Source organism: Franconibacter helveticus LMG 23732, assembly GCF_000463115.2.
Taxonomy (GTDB): domain Bacteria; phylum Pseudomonadota; class Gammaproteobacteria; order Enterobacterales; family Enterobacteriaceae; genus Franconibacter; species Franconibacter helveticus.
In genome coordinates this window covers 1-17,587 of the sequence record NZ_AWFX01000021.1, presented here as the reverse complement: position 1 = coordinate 17,587, position 17,587 = coordinate 1, and the positions used below count along the sequence as shown (strand labels likewise).

Here is a 17,587-nt window from a genome sequence, read left to right as displayed (position 1 = left end):
AATGTTACGCATTGCAGATAAAACTTTTACATCCCGCCTGTTTACCGGCACGGGCAAATTCGCCTCGGCGGAGATGATGGCCGCCGCCATTCGCGAAAGCGGCAGCGAGCTTGTCACGCTTGCCATGAAACGGGTGGATTTGCGAAACCGTAATGACGGCATCCTGGCGCCGTTGCAGGCGGCTGGCGTATCGCTTTTGCCGAATACCTCGGGCGCGAAAACTGCCGAAGAGGCGATTTTCGCCGCTCAGCTGGCGCGGGAAGCGCTGGGCACCCATTGGGTGAAGCTGGAAATTCACCCCGATGCCCGTTACCTGTTGCCGGACCCTATCGAAACGCTAAAAGCGGCGGAGAAGCTGGTGGCGATGGGCTTTGTCGTGCTGCCCTATTGCGGCGCGGATCCGGTGCTGTGTAAACGGCTTGAGGAGGCAGGCTGCGCGGCGGTGATGCCGCTCGGCGCGCCGATTGGCTCTAATCAGGGGCTGCAAACGCGCGCGCTGCTGGAAATTATCATTGAACAGGCGACTGTGCCGGTCGTGGTGGACGCCGGTATTGGCGTACCGAGCCACGCCGCCGAGGCGCTGGAGATGGGCGCCTCCGCCGTGCTGGTGAATACGGCGATTGCGGTGGCTGATAATCCGGTACAGATGGCGCGCGCGTTTCGTCTCGCGGTGGAAGCGGGCGCGCTGGCCGCCGCAGCAGGCGCGGGAGCGCGCTTTGACCAGGCGCAGCCTTCCAGCCCGCTCACGGATTTTTTACGTTACCGCGGGGAGGCGCAATGAATAATTTCACTGACCGCTGGCGGCAACTCGACTGGAATGACATTCAACTGCGCATTAACAGTAAAACCTCCCGGGATGTAGAGCGCGCGCTGGCCGCCCCGCGCCTTTCCCGGGACGATATGATGGCCCTGCTCTCCCCTGCCGCCAGCGCTTACCTTGAACCGCTGGCGCAGCGGGCGCAGCGTCTTACCCGCCAGCGCTTTGGCAACACGGTCAGCTTTTACGTGCCGCTTTATCTCTCTAACCTGTGCGCTAACGACTGTACTTACTGTGGTTTCTCAATGAGCAACCGTATTAAGCGCAAAACGTTAAACGCGCAGGAGATAGCACGGGAATGCGAGGCGATCCGGGACATGGGCTTTGACAGCCTGCTGCTGGTGACGGGCGAGCATCAGTCCCGCGTCGGCATGGACTATTTTCGCCGCCACCTGCCGGAAATTCGTCGCCGTTTCGCTTCGCTGCAAATGGAAGTGCAGCCGCTGTCGCAGGAGGAGTATGCCGAACTGAAAACGCTGGGGCTGGATGGCGTGCTGGTTTACCAGGAGACGTATCACGAAGCGGTATACGCCCGGCACCATCTGCGCGGCAACAAGCAGGATTTTTTCTGGCGGCTGGAGACGCCGGACCGTCTGGGCCGTGCGGGCATTGATAAAATTGGCCTCGGCGCGCTGATTGGGCTTTCTGACAGCTGGCGCACCGACTGCTTTATGGTGGCGGAACATTTGCTGTGGCTGCAACAGCATTACTGGCAGAGCCGTTATTCTGTGGCGTTCCCGCGGCTGCGCCCCTGCGCCGGCGGTATTGAGCCTGCCTCGTTAATGGATGAACAGCAGTTGGTGCAGGTCATTTGCGCCTTTCGCCTGTTTGCGCCGGAGGTGGAGCTTTCGCTGTCAACGCGAGAGTCGCCCTGGTTTCGCGATCGCGTTATTCCGCTCGCCATTAATAACGTTAGCGCCTTTTCAAAAACGCAGCCTGGCGGGTATGCGGATGATCATCCTGAACTGGAACAGTTCGCGCCTCATGACGGCCGCCGGCCCGATGAAGTCGCCCGCGCGCTGGCAGAGCGCGGTTTGCAGCCGGTCTGGAAAGACTGGGATAGCTATCTGGGAAGAGCTTAGCAAAACGTCTGCAACCCGTGTCGCTACCGCTTTTAAAGCTTCGTACTGTCTCGTAAGTTGAATAATCCGCCATTGAGACGTTTTGCCGTCGCTTTTAGGCTGCTCCTGCTGGTGATGACCAGCCGGGGCGGTCTTTCCACTCTCTCTTTTCCGCCCCGCCTCTTACAACAAAAACGAGGTCGAAACAGAAAAATGTAACCGGTTTCAGTTTTTTCAGCTTTCTTTTGTGATGCCTTACGCACAATCGCACCAAAGCGGTTGTTGCTCTTTCAAACGATAGATAATTATCAATTATCAACCTGACACAGAGAGCGGACTATGAAGAACATCGTTTTATGCTGTGCTGCGGGCATGTCCACCAGCATGCTGGTTCAACGCATGAAAGACGCGGCGCAAAAGAAAGGGGTGGAAGTTTCTGTCAAAGCGGTGCCCGTTGCGGAGTTTAAAGATAACCTCGAAAACGCAGATATTATTTTGCTGGGGCCGCAAGTGAAGTATGAACAGGCGAAGCTACAGGCCATCGCTGAACCGCTCGGCAAAAAGGTCGCGGTTATCGACATGATGGATTACGGCATGATGAAAGGCGATGCCGTGTTAGACAAAGCCCTCAAAATGCTGGAGTGAAGCCATGGAAGACTTAGAAAACATCATTATGGAATTGCTGGTGAATGCGGGCGCTGCGCGCAGCCAGGCGCTAAGCGCGCTACAACTGGCGCGTAAGGGCGATTTCGCAGGCGCTGAACAGGCGATGGAAGAGTCACGCGAGTTCGTAAAGCACGCCCATAAAATTCAGACGCAGCTTATTGGGCTGGATGAAGGCAGCGGCAAATTGCCCGTTAACCTCATCACCGTTCATTCTCAGGACCACCTGATGAACGCTATGGTCATTCAGGATCTGGCGGAAGACATGATTGAGCTTTACCGCCGTTTGCCGCTCGTAAACTAACTGCTGGCGTTCGTAGAGCTGTTTAACATGCCCGCTCAGGCGGGCATTCTTTTACAAGCGGTCTGGCGTAATGGCACCTGCCTGAAACAGCAGGTGCGATCAGGCGCGTTTTATGGCACAACAGCAGCCAGATACGTGCTTTTCAGCACCCACCTGATAATACAGGCCAGACATGCCTTCCGTTCCCTTTCCGGTTATCACCCTGCTCGTTTTGCTGATCCTGCTCGCGAAGATGTATCTGCACGGCGCAAAGCCCTCTCGCGGTCCTCTCTACTTCGTGGCAGGGTGCGCATTGCTGGTGTTGGTGTCTGCGCTACGCTGGTCTTTTGATGAGATGGCGCTTCGCCAGCTTCAGGGTTACATGGCAATCGCTCTGCCCCCGCTGACATGGCGCTGTTTTGCGAATCTTACCGGCCAGAGCCCGCAACGGCAGTGGCGGCTCTTGCTGGGGCCGCCAGCGATAGCCGCCCTTCTGCATCTCGTCATGCCTGCTGTTACGGATATTGTCCTTATGCTGCTTTACCTGGGGTACGGCATTACCCTTATCAACGTAGCGCGGCAGGGAGCGGATGTTTTTGAATTCTCCCGCTTAAGCGATTCTCCTGGGGCATCCACCATGGCCTTCGCCGCAGGCGGCTTTCTCTGTATTTCCGGCTTCACCGATTTTGCCATCGCCATCGATTTTACTTTCTTTAAAGGACAACAGGCCCCGCTTCTGGTCGCTCTCTCCCAGGGGCTGATATTGCCCTTTCTCTGCCTGGCTATTTTGTTCACCGGCAATAAACCCGCCCAGCCGGAAAAAGCAGACACCCGCTGCATCAGCGTTCAGCCGGAAGCACTGGAAACAGAGGATGAAGCGCAGCGCTGTCACCAGCTTGAGTTGATGCTTATTGACCGTAACTTGTTCCTGGATCCCGAACTTACGCTCAATACGCTGGCGAGAAAAACCGGTACGCCTGCGCGCCATATTTCCCGGGCGGTCAACCAGGCGCGCGGCTGCAACGTCTCTCAATGGATTAATGGCTTTCGTATTCAGCACGCGCAGCGGCTCTTGCGCGAAACATCCAAACCCGTTACTGCCGTTATGCTGGAGTCCGGTTTTGTTACGAAATCGAACTTTAACCGGGAATTTACGCGCCTGACGGGGATGAGCCCAACGGCGTATCGTCGTTCCGCGGGGAATAATCCAGCGCCCGATCTAAAAAGTGGCTGATCTGGTTTATCAGTTGATGATGTATTTGCTCACGGCTGGCGCGGGCGCCATCCTGACACACGACGCCTTCCCCCGGCGCGTCTTCTTCAATCAACGCCTGCGCGCCAGGTTTGCAGAGTTGCATAAAGCTAAAATGCGTCGCGCCAGCCACGCTGACGAACTGCGCCCGGTCAGCGGGTAAAAAGCGCATCAGATAGCCTGATTCGAGCTGCGCGGGGACATCGTCGCTATCTGCCTGCGCCGCCATCACCAGCACAGGAAGACGAATGCCTGCCAGGCTTTGCGGCGTAAAGCCGCGCGCCAGCCCCAGATCAAGCGAGACAACGGCTTTTATCCTCGCATTGCTAAGGTCCGCCGCAAGCCTGTCGGCTGCGCCGGGTTTGGTGATACCCAATGGCGAAGCCACTTTACAGGCCCCCAGCAAAGTGTGGTTTTCACAATCCTTGCTGAGGCGACTTGTGGAAAAACGCGCGCCGGCCAGCGCCATGACTGTCCACCCGCCCAGTGAATGGCCCGCGGCGGCAATGCGTTGTTGGTCAATATCGCCAGCGATAGAGGGCGAGGCGATGAGGTTATTCATTACGACAATCAGATCCTGCGGCCGTAACCAGAGCTTGCTTGCCTGCACAGCGTCACGGTTTCGCGTAGTCGTCCCCGGATGGTTGGGCGCGGCCACAATGTAGCCCCGGGCCGCCATCGCATGAGCAAGCCAACCAGTGTTCCCCCAGTTTCCGCCATAGCCATGAGAAAGTAACAGTAACGGGTGCCGCCCGCTGACGGGCAAAGCATTTTTTACGACAGGCGTACCGACAAATGCGGCGTTTTCCCCAACCTGCTCCACGACACCTTTTTCGGCAGAGGGATACCAGACAGCCACTTCCAGTGAGCGGCCTTCCGTGTTGTTAACGGTAAAGAGACGAAACCCCACCTCAGCGTAAGCGGCGCCGGTGAACAGTATGCTGGCGAGGACCAGAAGAAAAAGACGAGACATGATGTAAACCTCCGTGATGAGAGCCTGGGGTTTTATCATTTGCCCGGACGACCGGCGTCCTGAATCACGATCGAGGTCTTCTTTGGCGGATTTCAGGCATAAAAAAACCGCTCCGAAGAGCGGTTTTTAATCTGGCGAGCAACGATTACTCGTTGTTGTCGCCGCCAAGGCCTGCGTTCAGCAGTTCTGCAAGGCTTGCAGTCGCTTCTTCCGCACTTACCTGCGGTGCTGCCGGGGTTTCCCCCGCCGCACGACGGCGCATACGGTCCTGGTGGTACGCGTAACCGGTACCTGCCGGGATCAGACGACCCACGATGACGTTCTCTTTCAGACCGCGCAGTTCGTCGCGTTTGCCCGCAACGGCTGCTTCGGTAAGCACACGAGTTGTCTCCTGGAACGATGCCGCGGAGATGAAGGACTCGGTTGCCAGAGACGCTTTGGTGATACCCAGCAGGTCGCGCATATAGGTTGCGCTAACTTTGCCGTTCGCTTCCAGATCGCGGTTAGCGATCTTAACGCGAGAGTATTCTACCTGCTCACCTTCAAGGAACTCGGAGCTGCCCGCGCTCATGATGGTAGCTTTACGCAGCATCTGACGAACGATAACTTCGATGTGCTTATCGTTGATCTTAACGCCTTGCAGACGATAAACGTCCTGTACTTCGTTCACGATGTAACGAGTTACAGCCTGAACGCCACGCAGACGCAGAATGTCGTGCGGCGCTTCCGGACCGTCGGAAACCACGTCGCCGCGTTCCACACGTTCGCCTTCGAACACGTTAAGCTGACGCCATTTCGGAATCATCTCTTCGTACGGATCGCTGCCATCAATCGGGGTGATAACCAGACGACGCTTGCCTTTGGTCTCTTTACCGAAGGAAATGATGCCGCTGATTTCAGCAAGGATTGCCGGCTCTTTCGGACGACGCGCTTCGAACAGATCCGCAACGCGCGGCAGACCACCGGTGATGTCCTTGGTACCGCCGGATTCCTGCGGAATACGCGCCAGGGTGTCACCAGAGCTGATCTGAACGCCATCTTCCAACTGAACGATAGCTTTACCCGGCAGGAAGTACTGAGCCGGCATATCGGTGCCCGGGATCAGAACGTCGTTACCGTTAGCGTCAACGATTTTCAGCGCCGGACGCAGATCTTTACCACCCGCGGTACGTTCTGAAGAATCCAGAACCACCAGCGAGGAAAGACCGGTCAGTTCGTCGGTCTGACGCGTAATGGTCTGGCCGTCGATCATGTCCGTAAAGCGAATGTAACCTGCCACCTCGGTGATAACCGGCATGGTGTGCGGATCCCAGTTCGCTACGGTTTCGCCGCCTGCAACCTGCTCGCCGTCGCCTTTCGCCATTACCGCGCCGTAAGGCACTTTATAGCTCTCTTTGGTACGACCAAATTCGTCGATCAGCTTCAGTTCGGTGTTACGAGAGGTGATAACCAGTTTACCGCTGGAGTTCACAACCGACTTCGCATTGCTAAGGCGGATGCTACCTTTGTTTTTCACCTGGATGCTGGATTCAGCAGCCGCACGAGACGCCGCACCACCGATGTGGAACGTACGCATGGTCAGCTGAGTACCCGGCTCACCGATGGACTGCGCCGCGATAACGCCGATAGCCTCACCTTTGTTGATGATGTGGCCACGCGCCAGGTCACGACCGTAGCAGTGCGCACAGACACCAAAGTCGGTGTCACAGGTTACAACGGAACGCACCTTCACGGAGTCGACAGAGTTCGCTTCCAGCAGATCACACCAGTGCTCATGCAGCAGGGTGTTACGCGGAACCAGAATATCTGCGGTACCCGGCTTCAGAACGTCTTCCGCAGTCACACGACCCAGAACGCGATCGCGCAGCGGCTCTTTAACATCGCCACCCTCGATAACCGGGGTCATGGTGATGCCTTCCAGCGTGCCGCAATCGTCTTCGGTAACGACCAGGTCCTGCGCAACGTCAACCAGACGACGCGTCAGATAACCGGAGTTCGCCGTTTTCAGTGCGGTATCCGCCAGACCTTTACGCGCACCGTGGGTCGAGATGAAGTACTGGAGTACGTTCAGACCTTCACGGAAGTTCGCGGTGATCGGCGTTTCGATGATGGAGCCATCCGGCTTCGCCATCAGACCACGCATACCCGCCAGCTGACGAATCTGTGCAGCAGAACCACGCGCACCGGAGTCGGCCATCATGTAAATGCTGTTGAAAGAAACCTGCTGCTCTTCTTTACCTTCACGGTTGATAACCGTCTCGGTTTGCAGGTTGTCCATCATTGCTTTGGATACACGATCGTTCGCCGCAGCCCAGATATCGATAACTTTGTTGTAGCGTTCGCCAGCGGTTACCAGACCAGACTGGAACTGCTCCTGAATTTCTGCCACTTCCGCTTCGGCTTCGGCGATGATCTCGGCTTTTTTGGCCGGAATAACCATATCGTCGATACCAACAGAAGCACCAGAACGCGCTGCATACGCAAAACCGGTATACATGGTCTGGTCCGCAAAAATAACGGTCGGCTTCAGGCCCAGAATGCGGTAACAGGTGTTCAGCATTTTGGAGATCGCTTTCTTACCAAGCGGCTGGTTCACAATAGAGAACGGCAGGCCTTTCGGTACAATCATCCACAGGATCGCACGGCCTACGGTCGTGTCGATCAGGCTGGTTTTCGCCACGAACTCGCCGTTCGCGTCTTTTTCGTATTCAGTGATACGAACTTTTACGCGAGCGTGCAGTTCAGCCTGGCCGGAGCGGTACAGACGTTCCGCTTCTTTCGGGCCAGTCAGCACCATGCCTTCGCCTTTGGCATTAATCTTGTCGCGGGTCATGTAGTACAGACCCAGTACAACGTCCTGAGACGGAACGATGATAGGTTCGCCGTTCGCCGGAGACAGGATGTTGTTGGTAGACATCATCAGCGCACGCGCTTCCAGCTGGGCTTCCAGCGTCAGCGGTACGTGAACAGCCATCTGGTCACCATCGAAGTCGGCGTTGTACGCCGCACACACCAGCGGGTGCAGCTGAATAGCTTTACCTTCGATCAGTACCGGTTCGAACGCCTGAATACCCAGACGGTGCAGGGTCGGCGCACGGTTCAGCAGTACCGGGTGCTCACGGATAACTTCGTCCAGGATATCCCAAACCACCGCTTCTTCGCGCTCAACCATTTTCTTGGCGGCTTTGATGGTGGTCGCAAGGCCACGCAGTTCCAGCTTGCCGTAGATAAACGGTTTGAACAGCTCCAGCGCCATTTTCTTCGGCAGGCCGCACTGGTGCAGACGCAGGTATGGACCTACGGTAATTACGGAACGACCGGAGTAGTCCACGCGCTTACCGAGCAGGTTCTGACGGAAACGACCCTGCTTACCTTTGATCATGTCAGCCAGCGATTTCAGCGGACGCTTGTTGGAACCGGTGATCGCACGGCCGCGACGACCGTTATCCAGCAGGGCGTCTACCGCTTCCTGTAGCATACGTTTTTCGTTGCGTACGATGATGTCCGGCGCCGCCAGATCCAGCAGACGTTTCAGACGGTTGTTACGGTTGATCACGCGACGATACAGATCGTTCAGATCCGACGTAGCGAAACGACCGCCATCCAGCGGAACCAGCGGACGCAGATCCGGCGGCAGTACTGGCAGCACGGTCAGGATCATCCACTCCGGCTTGTTGCCAGACTGTACGAACGCTTCCAGCAGCTTAATACGCTTGGTCAGCTTTTTACGCTTGGTTTCAGAGTTGGTTTCGTTCAGCTCTTCGCGCAGCTGTTCGCATTCCTGCTCCAGATCCATGCTCTTCAGCAGGGCCTGAATAGCTTCTGCGCCCATTTTCGCGTCGAACTCGTCGCCGAACTCTTCCAGCGCGTCCAGATACTGCTCTTCAGTCAGGATCTGACGACGCTCGAGGTTGGTCATGCCGCCCTCGATAACCACATAAGATTCGAAGTACAGAACACGTTCGATATCGCGCAGCGGCATATCCAGCAGCAGGCCGATACGGGACGGCAGGGACTTCAGGAACCAGATGTGCGCGGTCGGAGAAGCGAGTTCGATGTGACCCATGCGCTCACGACGCACTTTAGTCTGGGTCACTTCAACGCCGCACTTCTCACAAATCACGCCGCGGTGTTTCAGGCGCTTGTACTTACCGCACAGGCACTCATAGTCTTTTACCGGCCCGAAAATACGGGCGCAGAACAGACCGTCACGCTCAGGTTTGAACGTACGGTAGTTAATGGTTTCCGGCTTTTTAACTTCACCGAACGACCATGAACGGATCATGTCTGGCGACGCCAGAGCAATTTTGATCGCATCAAACTCTTCGGTTTTAGTTTGCGCTTTCAGAAACTTTAATAAGTCTTTCACGGATTGGCTCCCGTCGGAGTTAGCACATTCTGCTGCGGAGCGTTAACTCCGCAGCAGTGACCTGTTTGAGCGAGAATTACTCGTCTTCCAGTTCGATATTGATGCCCAGCGAGCGAATCTCTTTCAACAGTACGTTGAACGATTCCGGCATGCCCGGTTCCATCTGATGGTTGCCATCCACGATGTTCTTATACATCTTGGTACGGCCATTCACGTCATCGGACTTAACGGTCAGCATTTCTTGCAGAGTGTAAGCTGCGCCGTATGCTTCAAGCGCCCACACTTCCATCTCACCAAAGCGCTGGCCACCGAACTGCGCCTTACCACCCAGCGGCTGCTGAGTAACCAGGCTGTAAGAACCGGTAGAACGAGCGTGCATCTTGTCGTCGACCAGGTGGTTCAGTTTCAGCATGTACATGTAACCTACGGTTACCGGACGCTCGAACTGTTCACCGGTGCGGCCGTCAAACAGGGTGATCTGGCCGGAAGTCGGCAGGTCGCCCAGTTGCAGCAGCTCTTTAATTTCCGCTTCTTTCGCACCGTCGAACACCGGCGTTGCGATCGGCATACCTTTACGCAAGTTTTCAGCCAGACGCAGGACTTCTTCATCACTGAAGGTGCTCAGGTCGACTTTCTGGCGAACATCAGCGCCCAGATCGTAAGCGCGCTGAATGAATTCACGCAGCTTCGCCACTTCCTGCTGCTGTTTCAGCATGGCGTTGATCTTGTCGCCGATGCCTTTCGCCGCCATACCCAGGTGAGTTTCCAGGATCTGACCGATGTTCATACGAGACGGTACGCCCAGCGGGTTCAGTACGATGTCTACCGGCGTGCCGTTTTCATCGTAAGGCATATCTTCGATCGGGTTGATCTTGGAGATAACACCTTTGTTACCGTGGCGGCCTGCCATTTTGTCACCCGGCTGAATCTGACGTTTAACGGCCAGATAGACCTTAACGATCTTCAGCACGCCCGGCGCCAGATCGTCGCCCTGGGTGATTTTGCGGCGCTTCGCTTCGAGTTTCTTCTCAAACTCGTGCTTCAGCTCGTCGTACTGCTCAGCCAGCTGTTCCAGCTGGTTCTGCTTCTCTTCGTCGGTCAGGCCCAGTTCAAGCCAGCGATCGCGCGGTAATTTGTCGAGCTTCTCAGCTTCAACGCCACCGGCAATCAGCACGGCGCGAATACGGCCAAACAGACCGGCTTCGAGGATCTGCAATTCTTCAGACAGGTCTTTCTTCGCCTGCTTCAGCTGCATCTCTTCGATTTCGAGCGCGCGTTTGTCTTTTTCCACGCCATCGCGGGTAAAGACCTGAACGTCGATAACGGTACCAGAAACGCCATTAGGCACGCGCAGAGAAGAGTCTTTAACATCAGACGCTTTCTCACCGAAGATCGCACGCAGCAGTTTCTCTTCCGGAGTCAGCTGGGTTTCACCTTTCGGCGTTACCTTACCAACCAGGATATCGCCGCCAGTCACTTCCGCACCGATGTAAACGATGCCGGATTCATCCAGTTTAGAGAGCGCGGCTTCACCCACGTTCGGGATGTCAGCGGTGATCTCTTCCGGCCCCAGCTTGGTGTCGCGAGACACGCATGCCAGTTCCTGAATGTGGATAGTGGTGAAACGGTCTTCCTGAACCACACGCTCGGAAACGAGAATGGAGTCTTCGAAGTTGTAGCCGTTCCACGGCATGAACGCTACGCGCATGTTCTGACCGAGCGCCAGCTCACCGAGGTCGGTGGACGGGCCGTCAGCCAGCACGTCGCCGCGCTCAACCGGTTCGTTCAGAGACACGCACGGCATCTGATTGATGCAGGTGTTCTGGTTAGAACGGGTATATTTGGTCAGGTTATAAATGTCGATACCCGCTTCGCCCGGATACATCTCGTCTTCGTTAACTTTGATAACGATACGGGAAGCATCCACGTACTGTACGGTACCGCCACGTTTCGCTACTGCGGTTACACCGGAGTCGACGGCAACAGCACGTTCCATACCGGTACCTACCAGCGGCTTATCAGCGCGCAGAGTCGGAACCGCCTGACGTTGCATGTTCGCACCCATCAATGCACGGTTGGCGTCATCGTGCTCCAGGAACGGGATCAGGGACGCACCGACGGAAACCACCTGCTGGGTGGAAACGTCCATATAGTCAACCTGGTCTGCGCTGAAAAGGCTCGATTCGCCTTTGCTGCGACAAGTTACCAGATCGTCTGCGAAGCGACCTTCTTCCGTCAGGTTGGTGTTCGCCTGAGCGATAACGTAGTTACCTTCTTCGATAGCGGAGAGGTAATGAATTTCGTCAGTCACCACGCCGTCACGCACTAAACGGTACGGCGTTTCGAGGAAGCCGTATTCGTTGGTCTGCGCGTAAACAGACAGGGAGTTGATAAGACCGATGTTCGGACCTTCCGGCGTTTCGATCGGGCATACACGACCGTAGTGCGTCGGGTGAACGTCTCGAACTTCAAAGCCTGCACGTTCACGGGTCAGACCGCCCGGGCCGAGCGCGGAGATACGACGCTTGTGCGTGATCTCAGACAGCGGGTTGTTCTGGTCCATAAACTGGGACAGCTGGCTGGAGCCAAAGAACTCTTTAACCGCTGCGGAAATCGGCTTCGCGTTGATCATATCCTGCGGCATCAGGGTATCGAGATCGCCCAGAGACAGACGCTCTTTAACCGCACGTTCAACACGTACCAGACCTACACGGAACTGGTTTTCCGCCATTTCACCAACAGAACGGATACGACGGTTGCCGAGGTGGTCGATATCATCCACTTCGCCTTTGCCGTTACGGATATCGATGAGCTTCTTCATCACGTCGATGATGTCGTCTTTGCTCAGGATACCGGAACCTTCGATTTCATCGCGCAGCAGAGAACGGTTGAACTTCATGCGGCCTACCGCAGAAAGGTCATAACGGTCTTCAGAGAAGAACAGGTTCTCAAACAGGCTTTCAGCCGCTTCACGAGTCGGCGGCTCGCCCGGGCGCATCATGCGGTAGATTTCTACCAGCGCGCTCAGACGATCGTTGGTTGGGTCAATGCGTACAGTCTCAGACATGTACGGACCGTGATCCAGGTCGTTGGTAAACAGCGTTTCGATACGTTTGTGGCCTGCCTGGCTCAATTTCGCCAGCAGATCCAAAGAGAGCTCCATGTTGGCAGGGCAAATCAGCTCGCCAGTGGAAGCGTCTACGTAATCTTTAGCGGCAACTTTACCTGCGATGTATTCCACCGGCACTTCGATATGCTTGATATCGTCTTTCTCAAGCTGGCGGATATGGCGCGCAGTGATACGGCGGCCTTTCTCTACATACACTTTGCCGTTAGCTTCGATGTCGAAGGACGCGGTTTCGCCACGCAGGCGTTCCGGGACCAGCTCCATTTGCAGCTTATTGTCGCGAATTTCGAACACCACTTTTTCGAAGAACAGGTCGAGGATCTGCTCAGTGGTGTACTGCAAGGCGCGCAGAATAATGGTTGCCGGCAGTTTACGACGACGGTCGATACGAACGAACAGGTTGTCTTTCGGATCGAATTCGAAGTCCAGCCAGGAACCACGGTAAGGAATGATGCGCGCATTATAAAGCACCTTACCAGAGGAGTGGGTTTTACCCTTGTCGCTGTCAAAGAAAACGCCAGGACTACGGTGGAGCTGAGAAACGATAACACGTTCAGTACCGTTAATAACGAAGGTACCGTTATCGGTCATGAGCGGAATTTCGCCCATGTAAACTTCTTGCTCTTTGATGTCTTTAACGGTGCCTTCCGGCGCTTCGCGCTCGTAGATCACCAGACGCAGCTTCACGCGCAGCGGAGCCGAATAGGTCACGCCACGGATCTGGCATTCTTTAACATCAAACACCGGTTCGCCAAGACGGTAGCTGACATATTGCAGTTCCGAATTGCCGCTATAGCTTTGAATCGGGAATACGGAGCGGAAAGCTGCTTCCAGACCGTACTGCCCTTCAGGATCTTGCTCGATAAATTTCTGGAACGAGTCAAGCTGGATAGAAAGGAGATAGGGAACATCCAGAACTTGTGGACGTTTACCAAAATCCTTACGAATACGTTTTTTCTCGGTATAGGAGTAAACCATAGGGTTCCTCAGCTCGCTGACAAGTCGACCCACTCTGTCCGTCGAAGGGACAGTTTATGCAACACCATTTTGTTGACCGGAAAATGGAACACTTTCCGCAATGCCTGTTTCTATCACTCTTAAACCATTTCATTGCGATTTACACAGCGCCAAAGCTCTGTCGCAGTATATTAAGTCGTCGATAGAAACAAGCATTGACGGGTAACCAGTAGTAAAACAGTGTGAAACGCTACTGGTCCCCTGGAGCGCAAAAAGGCTGGTGACCAAAAAGTCACCAGCCATCAGCCTGATTTCTCAGGCTGCAACCAGAAGGGTTGGCTTATTTAACTTCAACTTCAGCGCCAGCTTCTTCCAGGGATTTTTTCAGAGCTTCAGCGTCATCTTTGCTCACGCCTTCTTTCAGAGCGGCCGGAGCAGATTCTACCAGGTCTTTAGCTTCTTTCAGACCCAGGCCAGTCGCGCCACGTACTGCTTTGATAACAGCAACTTTGTTAGCGCCAGCGGCTTTCAGAATAACGTCGAATTCAGTTTTCTCTTCAGCAGCTTCAGCCGGGCCAGCAGCAGCAACAGCTACAGCAGCAGCAGCGGAAACACCGAATTTTTCTTCCATTGCAGAAATCAGTTCTACAACGTCCATTACGGACATAGCGGATACTGCTTCAATGATTTGATCTTTAGTGATAGACATTTAATTGTTCCTGAATATCAGAATAAGTTTTATACGTAAGCAAATGCGCGATTACGCAGCTTCTTTCGCATCGCGAACGGCAGCCAGAGTGCGAACCAGTTTGCCAGCAGAGGCTTCTTTCATGGTTGCCATCAGGCGTGCAATTGCTTCTTCGTAAGTCGGCAGAGTTGCCAGGCGGTCGATCTGAGACGCCGGGATCAGCTCACCTTCAAAGGCAGCGGCTTTGACCTCAAATTTTGCATTCGCTTTCGCGAAATCTTTGAACAGACGAGCAGCAGCGCCCGGGTGTTCCATAGAGTATGCAATCAGGGTCGGACCGACAAACGCGTCTTTCAGGCACTCGAACTGAGTACCTTCAACAACACGGCGCAGCAGGGTGTTACGAACAACACGCATGTATACGCCAGCTTCGCGACCTGCTTTACGCAGTTCAGTCATTTTATCTACGGTAACGCCACGGGAATCCGCGACAACCGCAGACAGCGCGCCTTTGGCTACTTCGCTGACTTCAGCAACAATCGCTTGTTTGTCTTGAAGATTTAAAGCCATTAGCTTTTGCTCCTGGGTTTTAGCCGGGACAAAATGCCCCGGAACTCACTTCACTCTTCCTCACGAAAGAGCGTCGAAATACGGTGAGCAGAAACAAGCCAAAGACTACTTAAAAAATATTCTTCAGGTTCTGTCACCGTCTACGCAGGGAATTAAGTCTCTTGCGAAACACCTGCGGTCTTGGACGGAGGCCTGGATAAGGCCAGGCTCCAACCGAAAATTCTCTTTGTCCCGTTAGCCGGGACAGTGGGCGTAAGATTGTAGACAAATCCGCCGCCCACGTAAAGGGCGATTATTAGTTCGCCGCAGCGCTCAGACCAGCCTGGTCTACAGCAACACCCGCACCCATGGTGGTGGACAGGCTAACTTTCTTGATGTACACGCCTTTAGCAGAAGACGGTTTTGCTTTTTTCAGAGCAACCAGCAGCGCTTCCAGGTTTTCTTTCAGTTTGTCAGCGTCAAAATCCACTTTACCGATGGTGGTATGGATGATGCCATTTTTGTCGTTGCGGTAACGAACCTGACCGGCTTTAGCGTTTTTAACCGCTTCAGCAACGTTCGGCGTTACGGTGCCGACTTTCGGGTTCGGCATCAGGCCACGCGGACCCAGTACCTGGCCCAGCTGGCCAACAACGCGCATTGCATCCGGAGAAGCAATAACAACGTCGAAGTTCATTTCGCCTTTTTTGATCTGGTCAGCCAGATCTTCCATACCTACCAGCTCTGCGCCAGCTGCTTTAGCAGCTTCAGCGTTCGGGCCCTGGGTAAATACAGCTACGCGAACGGAACGGCCAGTACCATGCGGCAGTACAGTTGCGCCACGTACGTTCTGGTCAGATTTACGAGCGTCGATGCCGAGGTTAACAGCAACGTCAACGCTTTCGGTGAATTTAGCAGTGGCCAGCTCTTTCAGCAGAGAGATAGCTTCGTTGATGTCGTACTGTTTGGTCGCATCAACTTTCTCACGGATTACACGCATGCGCTTGGTCAGTTTAGCCATTTCTTAGTCCTCCACTACCAGGCCCATGGAACGTGCAGTACCTTCGATGGAGCGAGTCATCGCTTCAATGTCGGCACCAGTCATGTCCGCAGCTTTGGTCTGAGCAATTTCCTGAACCTGAGCGCGAGTTACTTTACCTACTTTGTCTTTGTTCGGCTTGCCGGAACCAGACTTGATACCAGCCGCTTTTTTCAGCAGAACTGCTGCCGGCGGAGTTTTGGTAACGAAGGTGAAAGAACGGTCAGCATAAACGGTAATAACAACCGGAATCGGCAGACCTTTTTCGATGGAATCAGTTTTCGCGTTGAACGCTTTGCAGAATTCCATGATGTTAACGCCCTGCTGACCCAGTGCCGGACCGACCGGCGGGCTCGGGTTAGCCATGCCAGCTGCAACTTGCAGCTTAACGTAGGCTTGTACTTTCTTAGCCATTTAAATTTCCTCTAATGGGTATAGCGCCTCAATGAGGCTTCCCGTGATAATCAGTTTTACGTGCCATAGCCCGTAAAAACAAAAGGCGCGAAATTGTATTCCAATCTCACGCCTTGTGCAATCTGTAATTGCTCTTTTTTCGAGCGAGGCTTAGGCTTTCTCAACCTGGCTGAAATCAAGCTCGACAGGAGTCGCGCGACCAAAGATAGAAACAGATACCTTCAGGCGGCTCTTTTCGTAATCGACTTCTTCAACCACGCCGTTAAAGTCGGCAAACGGACCATCGTTAACGCGTACCATTTCGCCCGGTTCAAACAGCGTTTTCGGACGCGGTTTATCGCCAACCTGTTGCAGACGATTCATGATCGCATCAACTTCTTTATCGCTGATAGGGGCCGGACGATCGGACGTACCGCCAATGAAGCCCATTACGCGCGGTACGCTGCGAACCAGGTGCCAGCTCGCGTCATTCATGACCATCTGCACTAACACATAGCCTGGAAAGAATTTACGTTCGCTTTTACGACGTTGACCGCCACGGATTTCGACGACTTCTTCAGTCGGCACCATGACTTCGCCAAACAACTCTTCCATGTTGTGTAATTTAATATGCTCGCGCAGGGAGGTCGCTACGCGACCTTCAAAACCGGAAAACGCCTGAACGACGTACCAGCGCTTTTTAGGAGCTTCAGACATCTCAGAACCTCAGGCCAGTGATAAAAGATACCAGGCGGACCAGAATACCATCCAGCCCCCACAGGATCAGGGACATTACAGCAGTCACCGCTGCCACAATTAATGTGGTGTGCAACGTTTCCTGGCGAGTTGGCCAAACCACTTTACGAACTTCGGTTCTCGCTTCACGGGCAAAAGCAACGGTGGCTTTACCTTTGGTCGTTAACAGCGCGACACCACCCGCTGCAGCAATAAGAATCACTACCGCAAGGGCACGCAGCGGCAGAGTAATATCACGATAAATATAATTGCCCACGATCGCTACAATCAGCAGAGCTGCGACGGCGAGCCATTTCATCGCTTCCAGGCCGCGCCCGCTTCCTTGAGCTTCGGTATTCGCACTCATAAACCAACCTGTCACAATAAATCAGACAAATATTTTTGCCCCGCTAAGGCGAGGCAAACCAGACCGAATTGCTGTTAACTCTGCGCTTCGGAATTTACGCCATCGACAGAGCCTGTCTCAGCAATGATTATGAAGAATAAATCACTGATGAGCCAGGTTCTGGTGTGAGAGCGTGCAAAAAGGGCATCAAATGATGCCCTTTTCTTGCGCATTGCGTCAATTGTTATCAGCGATTAGCCGAGAACTTTAGCAACCACGCCCGCGCCAACGGTACGGCCGCCTTCGCGGATTGCGAAACGCAGACCGTCGTCCAT

General features: G+C 54.5%; 15 protein-coding genes. 5 read left to right on the top strand and 10 right to left on the bottom strand.

What is annotated here, in order from left to right:
• Position 1 precedes the first annotated feature (1 nt).
• The 5 genes from thiG (at position 2) to DW56_RS06010 (ending at position 4,058) form a co-directional block, all read left to right on the top strand.
• Positions 2–781 carry a thiazole synthase gene (gene thiG / locus DW56_RS06030; protein ID WP_024553532.1) on the top strand — a complete coding sequence of 260 codons (780 nt, stop codon included), beginning with the start codon at positions 2–4 and terminating at the stop codon, positions 779–781.
• Positions 778–1,899, top strand: coding sequence for a 2-iminoacetate synthase ThiH (gene thiH, locus DW56_RS06025; protein WP_029697454.1), 1,122 nt, complete (start codon positions 778–780; stop codon positions 1,897–1,899). Before thiG ends, thiH begins: the two co-directional genes overlap by 4 nt.
• A 318-nt stretch (positions 1,900–2,217) precedes the next feature.
• Positions 2,218–2,523 carry a PTS sugar transporter subunit IIB gene (locus DW56_RS06020; RefSeq protein ID WP_024553533.1) on the top strand — a complete coding sequence of 102 codons (306 nt, stop codon included), beginning with the start codon at positions 2,218–2,220 and terminating at the stop codon, positions 2,521–2,523.
• Between the two features lie 4 nt (positions 2,524–2,527).
• Positions 2,528–2,845: a PTS lactose/cellobiose transporter subunit IIA gene (locus DW56_RS06015; protein WP_024553534.1), complete on the top strand. Its 318-nt coding sequence runs from the start codon at positions 2,528–2,530 to the stop codon at positions 2,843–2,845.
• 172 nt (positions 2,846–3,017) lie between these two features.
• Complete coding sequence (locus DW56_RS06010; RefSeq protein WP_024553535.1) at positions 3,018–4,058, top strand: helix-turn-helix domain-containing protein; 1,041 nt, start codon at positions 3,018–3,020, stop codon at positions 4,056–4,058.
• On the opposite strand, the gene DW56_RS06005 is transcribed toward DW56_RS06010, so the two are convergent.
• From DW56_RS06005 to DW56_RS21395, 10 genes are all read right to left on the bottom strand, one after another.
• Positions 3,976–5,049: an alpha/beta hydrolase family protein gene (locus DW56_RS06005; RefSeq protein ID WP_029697453.1), complete on the bottom strand. Its 1,074-nt coding sequence runs from the start codon at positions 5,047–5,049 to the stop codon at positions 3,976–3,978. The two genes, DW56_RS06010 and DW56_RS06005, sit on opposite strands and share 83 nt — an antisense overlap.
• Positions 5,050–5,194: 145 nt before the next feature.
• On the bottom strand, positions 5,195–9,418 hold the full coding sequence (gene rpoC, locus DW56_RS06000; RefSeq protein WP_024553537.1) for a DNA-directed RNA polymerase subunit beta': 4,224 nt from the start codon (positions 9,416–9,418) through the stop codon (positions 5,195–5,197).
• 76 nt (positions 9,419–9,494) lie between these two features.
• Positions 9,495–13,523, bottom strand: coding sequence for a DNA-directed RNA polymerase subunit beta (rpoB, locus tag DW56_RS05995; RefSeq protein ID WP_029589744.1), 4,029 nt, complete (start codon positions 13,521–13,523; stop codon positions 9,495–9,497).
• Between the two features lie 319 nt (positions 13,524–13,842).
• Positions 13,843–14,211, bottom strand: coding sequence for a 50S ribosomal protein L7/L12 (rplL, locus tag DW56_RS05990; protein WP_004387079.1), 369 nt, complete (start codon positions 14,209–14,211; stop codon positions 13,843–13,845).
• 51 nt (positions 14,212–14,262) lie between these two features.
• Positions 14,263–14,760: a 50S ribosomal protein L10 gene (gene rplJ / locus DW56_RS05985; RefSeq protein ID WP_007704673.1), complete on the bottom strand. Its 498-nt coding sequence runs from the start codon at positions 14,758–14,760 to the stop codon at positions 14,263–14,265.
• A 295-nt stretch (positions 14,761–15,055) separates the two neighbouring features.
• Positions 15,056–15,760, bottom strand: a complete 705-nt coding sequence (gene rplA / locus DW56_RS05980; RefSeq protein WP_024554734.1) for a 50S ribosomal protein L1 — start codon at positions 15,758–15,760, stop codon at positions 15,056–15,058.
• A 3-nt stretch (positions 15,761–15,763) separates the two neighbouring features.
• Positions 15,764–16,192, bottom strand: a complete 429-nt coding sequence (rplK, locus tag DW56_RS05975) for a 50S ribosomal protein L11 (RefSeq protein ID WP_002438627.1) — start codon at positions 16,190–16,192, stop codon at positions 15,764–15,766.
• Positions 16,193–16,342: 150 nt separating this feature from the next.
• Entirely contained in the window at positions 16,343–16,888 is a 546-nt protein-coding gene (gene nusG, locus DW56_RS05970) for a transcription termination/antitermination protein NusG (protein WP_001287521.1), read from the bottom strand.
• A 1-nt stretch (position 16,889) separates the two neighbouring features.
• Positions 16,890–17,273: a preprotein translocase subunit SecE gene (gene secE, locus DW56_RS05965; RefSeq protein ID WP_024554735.1), complete on the bottom strand. Its 384-nt coding sequence runs from the start codon at positions 17,271–17,273 to the stop codon at positions 16,890–16,892.
• Between the two features lie 233 nt (positions 17,274–17,506).
• Positions 17,507–17,587: EF-Tu C-terminal domain-related protein (locus tag DW56_RS21395; RefSeq protein WP_000340867.1), on the bottom strand; the 81-nt coding region annotated here is incomplete at its 5' end.